Below are 13,443 nucleotides of genomic sequence, written 5' to 3'. Positions count from 1 at the left end.
AAACTCTTTAACTTTTCTGAAATTTTCACTACCAACGGCCTCCAATTTTTCTCATAAAGCCAAATTCCTGTAAACTTAACCCAATCATTAAAATTTGAACTCACGGAATTATTATGTTAAAATCAATCGCACAAAAGGAGGTTATTTAATGAATTTCCTTTTCGTGCTTTTATTCCTGGTTCCCTGGGGAAGGGGGACGATAAGGTTTGGTAAAACAGTCCAGGTAAACGATCCCGACTCAGCCCATACAAAGCAAGACCATCCAGCAGTTGTTATTGACAACAACCTTCGCGTCTTTGTAGCATGGCAGGATGACAGGGATCAGGATGGAAAGTATGAAATCTATTTTTCTTATTCTTCTGATACCGGAAAAACATTCTCTCAGGACCTAAATATAAGCAATTCGCCAAATATAAATGACAAATACCCCGTAATGGCAGTTTTTGGAGATAGCATTTATGTAATATGGCAGGGAACACAAAATGGTACATCATGGAAGGTTTACTACACATATTCTCACGATGGAGGAAGGAGTTTTGCACCCGCAGATACACTGCCCGGTGTCACCGTGCGAAATTCAACTACTTCAAGTGTAAACGATGGCCCCCAGCCAGACATTGCAGGTGTTATCACAAATGATACATTATTCCTGTATGTTATATGGGTAGACGACGGGACAGGTGTATTGAGAATAAAGCTCGCAAGATCGGTAAACGAAGGACCTTTTCAGGATTTGGGAATAGTTGATAACAATCCCGGAAGGGTAAATCGAGACCCGTCAATTGCGGTAGATGACAAAGGTAACCTACTTATTGCCTACAGGTATGGGACAGGGGGGACAAATCAAGACCCCCATCCTTGGATTGCTTTTAACAAATCTACCGACCGAGGAGAAACATTTAACTATTTACATATTGTACTCGATGACACTATATCGCAAAACTTTTATACAGGCAATCCACAAATCACTTATGCCGCAGAAGATTCGACGATTATTATCACTTGGGAGGATTGCCGTCGCCACGGTGGAAACACGAATCCGGACATCTTTTTCACACGTTCAAAAGACGGTGGGATAACCTTTGACTCGGTGAATCTAAGGGTGAACTGGGTTGAAGATACTTCCCTCATGTATGATAACTACAGAGCTCAGATTGCCATGTCTCCTGACGGGAAAATGGCAGTCGTATGGCACTCAGACCCGGAAATGGATGGACACTACTCACTATATATGTGTGCTTACAGTGATTCTATGGGAAAATTTGGTTTAAGTGTTCCGGTGCCATTTGACACTCTTGAATCCTTTACAGGAACCACCCCTGGTACTTTTGGAAACAACTTTTATCCCGCTGGAATAAAGGTAGCCAACATTGATGGAACTACTAACTTCTTTATGGTATGGGAAGACCTTAACTATGATATCAATGGGAACATTTACTTTGTAAGAGGACAAGTAGTAATCTCTCAGGTTGACCTGGATATTTTTGATGATTCCTTAGATGTACATAGTGGAATTGTTGATTTTGACTCTCTTCCAGCAGGACCTGCGTATGTATCCAGACACATCATGCTTGTAAATACTGATTCTTTGTATAATCCTGATACCCTCGACGGACCAAGCACTTCAGTAATCACATCCTTAAGGCTTGTTTCTGCAACACTTGTAAATGGCCAAGATACACTCACAACGCTCTTTGCTGAGAAAGTTCCAGATAGCCTACTTAAAGGCGAAAAGGCAGAGGTAATGCTTACGTTGTTCATTCCTGAAGGTAGTTTAAAGGGTACATACCAGGGATACGCCGTTTTTGAAGCCACTGGGGCAGATTCTACGGTTGATTATGATAGTGTTTTGGTAATAGTCCATGGCCCTTACCCCGAAGAAAACTTGGATTCCCTTAAAGTGTTCCCTAATCCCTTCAGAGCCGATAAAGGGCATGACAGAATAAGCTTCGAAGGTTTAACAGAAAACGCAGAGGTCTCTGTTTACGACATGCATGGTAGACTTGTATTTCACAAGGTTGAGGAGAATGCCGATGGTCTTATAACATGGTACCCCGTTGACGTAGCAAGCGGTATTTACATGTATGTTGTGAAGAATAATCAGGGAGAGATAAAAAGAGGCAAAATAGCAATAATTAAATAAAGGGAGGCAAAATGATAAAATTTTTGGCATGGATTATTGTTATTTCTGCAGGAAATTCTGCGGCAACCACTTTAGAGTTGTCTCGCGGAGCAAGGGCATTTGCTCTGGGCGGTGAGCTTACTGCATTTTCTCCTTCCATGGAAGCGGTATATTACAATCCTGCCCATTGCATTTCCGCCGGAAAATTTGGAATAAACGTTTCAACCTTTCCCATTGGACTCGACGTGATGGACAATTCAATTCTACTCTCTTATTCAACGAATCGCTTTGGTGGAGGAATTGGTGTTTCATACACGGATTATGGAGATTTTAATGGGCTCGACGAACATGCCAGAGAGCCTTACACTTTCAATGCCAGTGACCTAATCGTCACTGCTTTTGGTGGTTACATGATTTCTCAAAGCATAAAAATGGGGCTAAGCTTTAAATTCTTCAAAGAAGAAATCGAGGCTTTTAGAGCAACATCCTACAGTGTATCTGCTGGAATCGCTGGCAAAATTGACAACAAAACAGATTACGGCGTTGTCATCAGGAATCTCGGAACTGGCATAAAATTTATAAATGAATCAAACCCCCTGCCTCTCACTCTTGTACTGGGAGCAGTCAGAAAAGTAGGATACAACATCTTTCTTATCGGACATCTCAAATCAAGTAGAGACGTCCCCGTTTCGTTAACCCTTGGTTGTGAGTATAGTTACAATGACATTGCCTTCTTCAGACTCGGTTTTAGAAGCGACAAAGCAGGCTTATTATCCAAGTTCTCTACGGGCTTGGGTTTTATATACAAAGGTTTTGCAATTGATTTTGGACTTTCCGGATATCAAAATCTTGGGTTGAAATATGTGATTTCTTTCTCCTATTCAAAGTAGGACGGGGGAGCTTTTAAACTTTAAATTTCTTTGAGGAAAAGTTGAACATAACTTAATGTTGTGCAGATAGTTGAACATGATGTTATTTCTGGACGACTGTTTAAACAATTACCGCTGATAAAATATTTCTCTTTTGTCCCCCTTAAAAACGGTGAAATGGTGGAATTCATTGAGAATTCATTCAAAAAGATAGCTTACTCCCTTTTCCAAAACCCATTCTTTTACCTTCAATTTCTCTTTCTGAAAGAAACACCTCACAGATAAGATTAATTTTACGGGCACTTGACCAGTGATAGACCCTTCAGTAAAATTTAAATATGGAAAAGATTGAACTTAAAAACATAAAATATTATGGTGGTATTGGTGTGGTCTTAACCCTTTTAGGCGGACTCCGCAGAATTGGGCCCCTTTTCAGAATTGCAGGGATAGTACTAATCCTTATTGCTTTAAGCGAGTTTGCCCAGAAATTCAGAGAGGATAAAATTTTCCGTCAATACCTTATCGGTGTTATCGTCAATATTGTGGGAATGGGTTTCGCCCTTATAATGGCTATTATAACCGGAGCATGGTCCATCGTAAAAACACTCATTTGGGGAAATTACCGAGGATATTATGACATATTCTCTGAAATCAGTTTTGCAGTCGTTTTCTTCGCTTTACTTATATACGCAATTACAATCCTGTCAACTCACTTCTACCGGGACAGTCTAAAAAGGATTGCTGACAAAACTGGTATAAAAAATTTTTCCATCGCAGGTGATTTACTCTTTTACGGTGCTATTGGAACCGTGCTAATCCTTGGACTCTTCGCTATGTATATTGGCTGGATTATTTTAGCGGTCGCCTTTTTCAGTCTGCCTGACTTTTGGGAAACGGGAACACCAGAAGGTCAACGAACCGAAGTCCCGCAGGATTAAGAATACAATAGGGTTAAATCATTTAAAAAATTCTTTTACCTTTTTACAAGCTGTTTTGAGCATGTTCTCGAAATAGCCTGGCACCTTTGGTGCTACATGAGGTGTCATTATTACATTATCCAATTTCTCAAAAGGGTAATTTTGCTGAAATATCCCATCTTCCTTTGGATAAACCCACCAAACATCAAGACAAGCTATAAAATCTGGATTCTTTACAAGGTGCTCGTAAAGGGCTTTTTCATCAATAATTTTACCCCGAGACACATTTACAATAATTGCACCTTTCTTCATTCTTTCAAGCTCTTCATTTCCTATAAAGCCCCTCAATTCCTCGGTCAGAGGAAGAGCTACTACGACAACGTCAGCCCACGGCAAAGCTTCAAGAAGCTCAGTTTTTGTAGTGTAAACCTTTTCCAGCTTACCCTGAAATTCAAAGGGAATTTTTCTGCTCTTCTTGAATGCTCTGAGCCTCATCTGGAAAGCTTCTGCGATCCTTGCCACTTCTTGCCCTATTGTTCCAAAACCGAGAATAAGCATATTCTTTTCAAAAAGAGTCCTGTGCATAAATTCCTGGTGGAACTCTCCCTTTCGCATCAATTGATTATGAACGCAGATCTTCTTTAATGCTGAAAGTATCATAGCAAAGACATGCTCCGCTATGTATTGTGAGTTAGCACCCGGAGCACCCTGAACCGCTACCCCTCTCTTCAAAAGATTCTTTAAGGGAATGTGATCAATACCAGCGGTAATTGCCTGTACAAGCTTTAACGATTTCATTTGTTCCATTAGAGCGTCCCCCACAACCCCTTCCCACCTGAAAACTATCAATGCATCTATTTTATCAATTGGGATATCGTATGGATCAAAGAACACATCAAATCCTTCGCCGAGCTCTCGCACAACCAACTCTCTCTGCTCCTCAGTCAATTCAGGAATAAATACCAGTACCCTAATCTTCATAGAGCTGAAGCTCCATACTTTTAGCCCACTTATTAACGGAAAGGATTTTAACCTTTATTCTGTCGCCAAGTCTAATCTTCTTTTGTCCAAGAGTTACCTCAAAATTTTCCTCATTAAAAGAAACACTTTCCTTAAACTTTGAAAAGGATATGAAACCTTCTGTGAGAAATTCTTCAATTTCCACGAAAATTCCCTGAGGAACAAGGTGGGTAACAACTCCCTGCATCACCTCGCCCACCCTTTCTTTCATAAATTCATACTTCTTTAGATCAATAAGTTCCCATTCAGCCTTTTCGGAAATTTCCTCTCTCTGGGAAGAAAGTTTTGCAATCTCGTCAAGTTTTTGGATATATTCCTCGGAAGGTGTCCACTTCTTCCTGGAAATAGCCCTCTTCAAAAGCCTATGAACTACGAGATCCGGATATCTTCTTATGGGAGATGTAAAGTGAACGTAACTATCCGAAGAAAGACCGTAATGGCCAATATTTTGGATGGAATATTTGGCTTTTTTCATCGACCTCAACAGTAAGTATGAAATTATAGGACCGTGTCCCATCTCTTCCGCGGTTTTAACAATCTTCTGTAAAGCAAACTTGTCTATCTTATTAAAAGAGAACTTAATACCCAAGATACCCTCTGCTATCTTTACAAAATTTAGAATTTTGGATTCTTCAGGGGACTCGTGAACTCTGAAAATTGCTGGTATACCTTGTTCTTCTAAAAATTCAGCAACAATTTCATTAGCCCTTACCATAAATTCTTCAATTATTCTGTGAGTCTCCAATCTCAAAGAAGGGCTTATGGAGACGACACGACCCTGGGGAGTTAGTTCAACCACTGGTTCAGGTAGGTCAAAATCCAAACTACCCCTCCTTTCCCTTCTTTCTCTCAAGATCCAAGCTAACTCTCTCGCAAGAAGCAAAAACTCCCTTATATATTCGAAAGAATTGCCAACGAAAATTGAAACACTGTCTTTTTCCAATTCCTGCTTATTGATAATCCGCTGGGCGTCTTCGTAAGATAGTCTCGCCTTTGAATTTATCACACTCTTAGCAAATCTTCTTTTAACCACATTGCCTTCGTTGTCAATCCACATAAATACACTCATCGTGTAGCGGTCTTCACCAGGCCTTAAAGAACATAGATCAGATGAAAGCTCATGGGGCAACATAGGAATCACCTTGTCAATCAGATATGTACTACAACCTCTTGACATCGCTTCCTTGTCTAATCTGCTGTCCTCAAGAACGTAAGCAGAAACATCAGCAATATGAACACCAAGGAGGTAAAGCTCACCCTCCTTCCGAACAGAAATGGCATCGTCAAAGTCCTTTGCATCACGCGGGTCAATGGTTATGATGTACTCATCTCTCAGGTCTTCCCTTTTATCAGCAATTATAACACTTTCAATTTCCTTAAATACTTTCTTCGGGAAATCTTCTTTTAACTTATATTTGGCAACGACAAGCTTGTAATCTATCGAAGGATCATCTTCAAAGCCAATCACGTCCTCAATATATGCCCATTTTTCTTTAACTCTAAAAATAACTTTCATTCCCTCTTTCAATTTTAACCCGTTTTTCCTCGCCTTTGCCACGGCTAATTCCGATGGTAAAGCCTTATCATCAGGAACAATAATGTAGCGTTTACCCTTCTTCTTTACCGTCCCTGAATAATTCTTTTCAGCTCGTTTTAAAATTTTAATTATTCTGCCTTCGGGCTTCTTACCTTCCTTTTCCTTAAGAATAGCCACTAATACATAATCTCCATCCATTGCGCCCATCGTTGCGTGAGGTGGAATAAAGACATCCTCTTTGCCTTCTCGCAAAAGAAATCCAAATCCCCCTGCAAACCTTTGAAAATACCCCTTTTCCGTCTCTGACGAAACAGAAACGTATCTATTTCCATCCCTGTAAACAAGCCCTTGATCAACTAAAGTTTTTAGTTCCCTTTGCAATACCTTAACCTGTGCCCCTTTAACTCTCAATCTTTTCCTGATAGAGTTGAAGGAAAGCCCTTTTGAATTTCTTTTAAGCAGACTTATAATTAAATTTTGGAATTCAGTCATATTTAAATTTTAAAGCCTTTAGTAAGGAGGTGTAATCATGCTATTTGTACCCGGTGCCGGTAAAAAGAAAGAGACAGAAGAAATTGACGTAGCTATTATTGGGGGCGGACCTGCTGGTTTGAGCGCAGGAATCTACGCTACACGCGCAGGATTGAAGGGGGTAATCATTGATAAAGGAATTGCGGGTGGTTTAGCGGCAGAAGCACCCTTTATAGAAAACTATCCAGGCTTTTTCGGAATTAAAGGAGAGGAATTAGTTGCTAAAATGAAAGAGCATGCCAAAAGTTATCTTCCTGTAATTGAAATGTCTCCCATCTCTAAAATAGAGAAAAAGGAAGACGGAAGGTTTTTTATCGAATCGGACCAGGGCAATTTCCTCTCCAGCGCAATAATATTTGCCACAGGCACTACTCATAAACATTTAAATGTTAAAGGTGAGCAGGAGTTCTATGGCAGAGGGATTTCCTATTGTGTTACCTGTGATGGGTACTTTTTTAAAGATCAAAATGTAGTAGTTATAGGGGGCGGTAATTCCGGTGCAGTTGCTGCTATATCTCTCCACGGAATAGCCAAAAAGATAACTATCCTTGAATACATGCCTCGTTATATGTGTGAAAATGCTTACGTTAAGAAACTTTCAGAACTTGGAATAGAATACATTAAAAACGCACAGGTAACAGAGATTTTTGGGGATGAAAAAGTAAAGGGAGTAAGGTATATAGACCGAGAAACTGGGGAAACCAAAGAAATAGAAGCCAACGGAGTATTTATTTACGTCGGCCTTATACCACAAAGTGAACTTGCAAAATCCATCGGTGTCGAAGTAGACCAGAGAGGCTACATAAAAGTTGACACTAAAATGAGAACCTCAATGCCAAAAGTCTACGCAGCGGGTGATGTCACGGGAGGAGTTGCACAGGTAATAGTAGCGGCAGCACAGGGGGCTATCGCAGCCCTTTCCTGTTACGAAGATTTGAGGTTAAAATAACAATATGGCACTGCTTGAAAAGATTGATTCACCCAAAGATTTAAAGAATCTTTCTATTAAGGAGCTATATCAGCTCGCTCAAGAACTACGGGATTATATTGTTGATGTGGTATCTACAAACGGCGGCCATTTAGCACCAAACCTCGGAGCGATCGAGCTCACACTTGCTTTGCATTACGTTTTCGACTCACCTAAGGACAAACTTATATGGGATGTGGGACATCAAGCCTATGCTCACAAAATTATCACGGGGCGAAGGGAAGCCTTTAAAACTCTAAGAAAGCTCAACGGAATCAGTGGGTTCTTAAAAAGGAGTGAAAGCGAACACGACTTTTTCGGCGCAGGGCATGCATCAACTGCCCTATCTGCAGCTCTCGGTTTCGCTGTTGCCAGAGACATAAACGGGGAAAATTATAAGGTAGTCGCTATAGTAGGTGATGGAGCTTTAACGGGAGGAATGGCTTTAGAAGCATTAAATAACATTGGACACCTTCAAAAAGATCTCATCATAGTCTTGAACGATAACGAAATGTCTATTGCTGAAAATGTAGGTGCAATTTCCAATTATCTTTCCAAGATTGTAACATCCCCCAAATATTACCGAGCCAAAGAGGAATTGTGGGAATTCCTTGAAAAGATACCCTCTCGTTTTCTTTCAAAAAGGTTAAGAGAGCTGGCAAAGAAGATTAAGGAAAACCTTAAAAGCTTAGCGGTGCCAACAATTCTATTTGAAGAATTGGGAATTGAATACGTAGGCCCACTCAATGGACACGATCTTGAACAATTAATTGAAACCTTTAGAAGAGTGAAACGGGTAAAGGCAGGTCCAATCCTCATCCACGTTCTAACCCGAAAAGGTAAAGGCTATAAGCCCGCCGAAGAAAACCCCGAATTTTTCCACGGATTAGGACCTTTTGATAAAGAAACGGGCAAACCATTAAAAAAATCAAATAAACCTTCTTACACATCTATTTTTAGAAAAACTATTGTAGATATTGCTGAAAAAGACGATAAAGTCGTTGCTATTACCGCTGCAATGCCCTTAGGGACAGGGCTTGACCTTTTCAGAGAAAAATTCCCCAACAGATTCTTCGATGTAGGAATTGCTGAACAACATGCAGTAACTTTTGCAGCGGGGCTTGCACTAAACGGGTTAAAACCTTACGCTTGTATATACTCAACCTTCCTTCAAAGAGCGTTAGACCAACTTATTCACGATGTTGGTATCCAGAGGATCCCGGTTAGAATAGTTATGGATAGAGGTGGTATCGTCGGTGAAGATGGTGCCACTCATAACGGTGTATTTGACTATGCTTACTTAAGAATCATTCCTAATTTTGTCGTAATGGCACCGAAAGACGAGGATGAACTTGTCGATATGTTATATACCATGCTCTATTATCAGGAGGGACCCATCACTGTGAGGTATCCAAGAGGAGAAGTTGAAGGTGTGCCAATTAAAGAATCTCCGGAAATCATTCCCATTGGAACTTGGGAAAAACTGTACGGCAAGGATTTTAAAGATGTAGTAGTGATTGCGACCGGTTCTACCGTTCACCCAGCCCTTTCCGCAGGAAAAAGATTGGAAAAAGAGGGTATTAAACTTACAGTTATTAACGGCAGATTTATTAAACCGCTCGATACACGAATGCTCCATGAGATTATTGACTCTTCTCCCAAGGCCATTATTACCCTTGAAGAAGGAAATCTGCCCGGTGGTTTTGGCTCAGCAATCAACGAATATATCATACAAACATCGAAAGGGAAAAAATTGAATATTCATAATATCGGTTTGCCTGATACCTTTATTGAGCAAGGTTCAAGACGAGAGATTTTGAAGCTTTACCTGCTTGACGAAGAGGGCATTTACAACCAGATTAAAGCGTATCTTGAGACAATATAATGTTGTGCAATCGCTGCAATAAAAGAGAAGCAGAAATTACCTTCAAGGAGTACGTTGAAGGCAGTATCGTAACCCTTTTCCTGTGCAGAGAATGTGCAGAAGAACTTGCGAATGGCGTTAGGGTTATACCGGAAGAGGAAATGATACCTCAAGAAACCCTCATAAAATGCAGGGTTTGTGGGACAAGCCTTAGAGACTTTCGTAACAACTTTTTAATGGGTTGTCCCACCTGCTACGAGTATTTTCTTCCCTACTTTCAAGAGGTTTTTCACAAGATCGTGCATCGCTCTTACTTCAACGGAGAAAGGCTCAAAACTGAGAATTTCATCCATTTCGTTGAATCAGAACTGCAAAAGCTGAAACAGACCTTGGAGGAGCTAAAAGAACGTGAGGAATTTAAAGAGGCCATAAAGGTCAGAGACCGTATAAGAAAACTTGAAACCATACTAAAATGGATATCCTAAAAATCATCAAAAGAGTTCCTGATTACTTTTCTGAAACAAACGGGAATATCGTCCAGTTTGTGATTTTTAAATACTATAGAAACCTCGATGGTTACAAGTTCCCTTATAAACTATCTGTGCAAGAACTCAACCAAATCCGTGATAAAGTTTCAGAGGTAGCAAAAGAACTCCCAATGTGGGAAAATAATTACAGTTTTGTGGAAATTCAACAGGTAGCGGCTGAACTTTCCATGATCCTCTACGAAAGGGGTATTCTTGGGGCAGAAGGCTTACAGAGGAAAGATGTAGCCCTAATTTTCGATGAAAGCGAACGTCACGTCATGAGAATTAACGAAAGGGACCATATAAAACTCATTTTCAGAGGTGCTTACTCGGAGATGCACGAAATTGGCGAAGAATCTCAGATCTATGCTGCCCTTCTTGACAAAACTTTAAACTTTGCCTTTAAAGAAGGAGTTGGATACCTTACATCATCACCAAGATACCTGGGACATGCTTTAAGCATCTCGGCGCTGGTACACGTTCCAGCAATTTTCTTACTCGGGCAGATACAAAACTTTTCACAGATTCTTCAGAAAAATCTTATCGTTCTTTCCGGTCTCATGGATACAGTGATTCAGACATACGGTGCCTTTGTACAGATAAAAATCACTTCTTTCTTTGACACCTTTAATGAAACGAAGACAAAGATGGCTTCAACCTTGGAAGAAATCGTGGAACTTGAAAATCAGCTGAGAAACCTAATTTATGCTGATAGGCCCTTAGAGGTGGAAGATAGAATATATAAATCCTATGCTATCCTCCGAAGCGCAAAGCTTCTAAGCTTGGTTGAAACCTACGAGCATTTATCCAATCTCAGAATTGGCGTCGACCTTGGTTACGTCAAGGAAATTCACCCGGGATTCTTTAACGAAGTCTTTTTTAGAATTTTGCCATACCACATTAAAGTGTATTACGGCGTTTCGGAGGACGACCTTAACAAGGAAGCAGAAATGAGAGCCCTTTTAATTCAGGAACTTCTTGATAAATACCACTATGAAGGTTGATTTGATTATTACAAACATAGGGGAGCTGGTCTATTTTAAAGAAGGTAATTTAGAGACTCTCTCTGACGCAGCAATTGCCATAGATGATGGAAAAATTATCGAATTTGGCAAAAGAAAGGAGATAGAAGATAAATATTCCACAAAGACAAAGCACGAGATTATTAACGCAGAGGGAAATTCTGTAATTCCAGCCTTTGTCGACCCTCACACTCACCTCATTTACTCAGGCTGCCGCCATGAGGAATTTCTTGCAAAACTTAAAGGGAAAGAATATTTGGAACTCTTGACAGAGGGAAAGGGAATTAATTACACCGTGAAGCTCACAAGACAGGATTCAGTTGAAAATCTCTTTAAAGTTTCGCATCAGAGACTTATTGAAATGAGAAACAGCGGGACTCTTACCATAGAAATAAAATCCGGTTATGGGTTAAATTTAGAAACGGAAGAGAAGATTATTGAAGTTGCTCATATGCTGAAAAATAGAGACGAAGCCGACATTGTGATAACTTTTCTTGGAGCCCATGCAATTCCCCCAGACTATAAAGACGATCGAAAAACTTATGTAAAAGCGATAAAAGAGGAGATGATCCCCGCTTTTTCAGGAAAAGCGAAATTTATTGACATTTTTATTGACAAAGGAGCATTCACCGTTGATGAGGCACGAGAAATTTTATCTTCTGCAACAAAATATGGATACGAAATCAAAATGCATATCGACGAACTCTCATACACCGGTGCTGCCAAATTAGCCCGAGAGTTCTCTGTAGCTTCTGTTGAACATATGGAACACACAACGGAAGAGGACATCGAAATTTTAAAAGAAAAGGGTGTAATCGCAGTCCTGCTTCCTGGCACTTGCTTTTTTCTTAAACTTCAACATAAACCTAGAGTTGAATTTATGAGGGAAATTAAACTTCCGATTGCCCTCGGAACGGACCACAACCCCGGAACCTCTCCTTTTTACTCTCAATCTCTTATTATGGCATTAGGCGTATTTTTATACGGTCTTACTTTGGAGGAGGCGTTACTCGGCGTCACTCTAAACGCTGCAAAGGCAATAAAGATGGATCATGTGAAGGGGAATATCACTCCGGGAATGGATGCTGATCTTTTAATTCTAAAAAGCCATTCCTTTGTGCACCTCGTTTACGAGGTAGGCAGAAATGTTATAAGTAAAATCGTGAGAAAAGGGAAATTAATCAATATTCACTGAGTCTGAAGGGTGGATCTGTTTTAACCCTCCACCAGTTAATGAATATGTTTTGCTCTTTTGGGGGAATGCAAACCGACTCAAAAAAGTTTCTATTATTTATTAAATTCCCAAAATGTTTCAGAAGAGGTCCCTTTCGTGAGCAAAATAAAATTTCCCCGAGGGTATTTTCATAAATGACAAGTCCCCTGGTCTTACCAGTGTGGAGTATTACCAACCAGTAATTATCTCGCTTTTCAACCAGAAATACCGCAGTGTTACCACCCTCAACCGCTGAGAACAATTCTTCACAAGACTCTGATATATTATCCTTTTTCTCCAATATGTTCAAAAAAACTTGCGTTAATACATCGGAATCGGTAAAGTAATGTCTGATCATAAATTCCTCTGCAAGTTCCTTGTAATTTTTAAGAAAGCCATTGTGAATCCCAATGACCTTGTATTTTTTCCCTACATGTATAAAAGGCTGAGCATGGAGTTCATCAAGGTCCTCAAGCTTTGAAAATTCATCAGAAGCTCTTCGCACGTGACCTGCAAAAAAGTTTATTTCATCATCAGGGGAAAGCTCCCCCATTTCAAAAAGCACATCAACAGGAGACCTGTTCTCATAGTAACCAACTCTGTTATGATAGAGTACAAGCCCATCACTCAAATGAAAATAGCCAGCCCCATGTCCTCCCAGCGGTGAACTATCTATCTCTTCTTTCAATTTCTCTAATTCTTCCAATAGACTCTTTATATTAGATAACTTTACTTTGAAGTGCCCAACATATCCAAAAATACCACAACTCAATACCCCCTCCTTCAGGCCCTCTCCAGGCCCTCAATATAGCTTCTCAATTTACTAATTTTAAGTTCAAAGTTCCGTTTTTTCT

12 protein-coding genes are annotated in these 13,443 nt (G+C 40.1%); 9 read left to right on the top strand and 3 right to left on the bottom strand.

The features are described 5' to 3' along the window. Positions 1-148 precede the first annotated feature (148 nt). The 4 genes from QMD82_06930 to QMD82_06915 are packed head-to-tail and all read left to right on the top strand — an operon-like array spanning position 149 to position 3,929. The gene (locus QMD82_06930) at positions 149-2,143 is read left to right on the top strand and encodes a T9SS type A sorting domain-containing protein (GenBank protein MDI6851649.1); all 1,995 of its coding nucleotides are present in this window, start codon (positions 149-151) and stop codon (positions 2,141-2,143) included. Positions 2,144-2,154: 11 nt separating this feature from the next. Beyond that, the gene (locus QMD82_06925) at positions 2,155-3,012 is read left to right on the top strand and encodes a hypothetical protein (GenBank protein ID MDI6851648.1); all 858 of its coding nucleotides are present in this window, start codon (positions 2,155-2,157) and stop codon (positions 3,010-3,012) included. 60 nt (positions 3,013-3,072) lie between these two features. Next, the gene (locus tag QMD82_06920) at positions 3,073-3,276 is read left to right on the top strand and encodes a hypothetical protein (protein ID MDI6851647.1); all 204 of its coding nucleotides are present in this window, start codon (positions 3,073-3,075) and stop codon (positions 3,274-3,276) included. Between the two features lie 53 nt (positions 3,277-3,329). Continuing rightward, positions 3,330-3,929, top strand: coding sequence for a DUF996 domain-containing protein (locus tag QMD82_06915; GenBank protein ID MDI6851646.1), 600 nt, complete (start codon positions 3,330-3,332; stop codon positions 3,927-3,929). Between the two features lie 18 nt (positions 3,930-3,947). Here the strand turns inward: QMD82_06915 and QMD82_06910 are convergent, their stop codons facing one another. Together QMD82_06910 and rnr are read right to left on the bottom strand one after the other, a co-directional pair. Continuing rightward, a complete protein-coding gene (locus tag QMD82_06910) occupies positions 3,948-4,889 on the bottom strand; it encodes a 2-hydroxyacid dehydrogenase (GenBank protein MDI6851645.1) in 942 nt (313 codons plus the stop codon). Beyond that, positions 4,879-6,957 carry a ribonuclease R gene (rnr, locus tag QMD82_06905; GenBank protein ID MDI6851644.1) on the bottom strand — a complete coding sequence of 693 codons (2,079 nt, stop codon included), beginning with the start codon at positions 6,955-6,957 and terminating at the stop codon, positions 4,879-4,881. Before rnr ends, QMD82_06910 begins: the two co-directional genes overlap by 11 nt. A 37-nt stretch (positions 6,958-6,994) precedes the next feature. Here rnr and QMD82_06900 point away from each other — a divergent pair, with 37 nt between their 5' ends. From QMD82_06900 to hutI, 5 genes are read left to right on the top strand one after another with little or no spacing between them, the layout of a single operon-like run. Continuing rightward, a complete protein-coding gene (locus QMD82_06900) occupies positions 6,995-7,945 on the top strand; it encodes an FAD-dependent oxidoreductase (protein ID MDI6851643.1) in 951 nt (316 codons plus the stop codon). 4 nt (positions 7,946-7,949) lie between these two features. Next, a complete protein-coding gene (gene dxs, locus QMD82_06895) occupies positions 7,950-9,848 on the top strand; it encodes a 1-deoxy-D-xylulose-5-phosphate synthase (protein MDI6851642.1) in 1,899 nt (632 codons plus the stop codon). Continuing rightward, positions 9,848-10,312 carry a hypothetical protein gene (locus tag QMD82_06890; protein MDI6851641.1) on the top strand — a complete coding sequence of 155 codons (465 nt, stop codon included), beginning with the start codon at positions 9,848-9,850 and terminating at the stop codon, positions 10,310-10,312. The genes dxs and QMD82_06890 overlap by 1 nt, the downstream gene beginning before the upstream one ends. Continuing rightward, entirely contained in the window at positions 10,300-11,358 is a 1,059-nt protein-coding gene (locus tag QMD82_06885; protein ID MDI6851640.1) for a hypothetical protein, read from the top strand. Before QMD82_06890 ends, QMD82_06885 begins: the two co-directional genes overlap by 13 nt. Beyond that, positions 11,348-12,571 (top strand): imidazolonepropionase, encoded by a 1,224-nt coding sequence (hutI, locus tag QMD82_06880; protein ID MDI6851639.1) that lies wholly within the window; start codon positions 11,348-11,350, stop codon positions 12,569-12,571. Before QMD82_06885 ends, hutI begins: the two co-directional genes overlap by 11 nt. Here hutI and QMD82_06875 read toward each other — a convergent pair. Beyond that, positions 12,558-13,361, bottom strand: coding sequence for a hypothetical protein (locus tag QMD82_06875; protein ID MDI6851638.1), 804 nt, complete (start codon positions 13,359-13,361; stop codon positions 12,558-12,560). The genes hutI and QMD82_06875 overlap by 14 nt on opposite strands. Positions 13,362-13,443 lie beyond the last annotated feature (82 nt).

This window comes from bacterium (genome assembly GCA_030019025.1).
GTDB lineage: Bacteria > Hydrothermota > Hydrothermia > UBA1063 > UBA1063 > UBA1063.
Note: the sequence above shows the minus strand (reverse complement) of the source record. Positions and strands in the feature narration are given on the sequence as shown.

What these genes read in the sequence shown, in the direction of transcription:
- QMD82_06930 (MDI6851649.1), top strand. Translation starts at nt 149, where the DNA reads ATGAATTTCCTTTTCGTGCTTTTATTCCTGGTTCCCTGGGGAAGGGGG.
- QMD82_06925 (MDI6851648.1), top strand. Translation starts at nt 2,155, where the DNA reads ATGATAAAATTTTTGGCATGGATTATTGTTATTTCTGCAGGAAATTCT.
- QMD82_06915 (MDI6851646.1), top strand. Translation starts at nt 3,330, where the DNA reads ATGGAAAAGATTGAACTTAAAAACATAAAATATTATGGTGGTATTGGT.
- QMD82_06910 (MDI6851645.1), bottom strand. Translation starts at nt 4,889, where the DNA reads ATGAAGATTAGGGTACTGGTATTTATTCCTGAATTGACTGAGGAGCAG.
- rnr (MDI6851644.1), bottom strand. Translation starts at nt 6,957, where the DNA reads ATGACTGAATTCCAAAATTTAATTATAAGTCTGCTTAAAAGAAATTCA.
- QMD82_06900 (MDI6851643.1), top strand. Translation starts at nt 6,995, where the DNA reads ATGCTATTTGTACCCGGTGCCGGTAAAAAGAAAGAGACAGAAGAAATT.
- dxs (MDI6851642.1), top strand. Translation starts at nt 7,950, where the DNA reads ATGGCACTGCTTGAAAAGATTGATTCACCCAAAGATTTAAAGAATCTT.
- QMD82_06890 (MDI6851641.1), top strand. Translation starts at nt 9,848, where the DNA reads ATGTTGTGCAATCGCTGCAATAAAAGAGAAGCAGAAATTACCTTCAAG.
- QMD82_06885 (MDI6851640.1), top strand. Translation starts at nt 10,300, where the DNA reads ATGGATATCCTAAAAATCATCAAAAGAGTTCCTGATTACTTTTCTGAA.
- hutI (MDI6851639.1), top strand. Translation starts at nt 11,348, where the DNA reads ATGAAGGTTGATTTGATTATTACAAACATAGGGGAGCTGGTCTATTTT.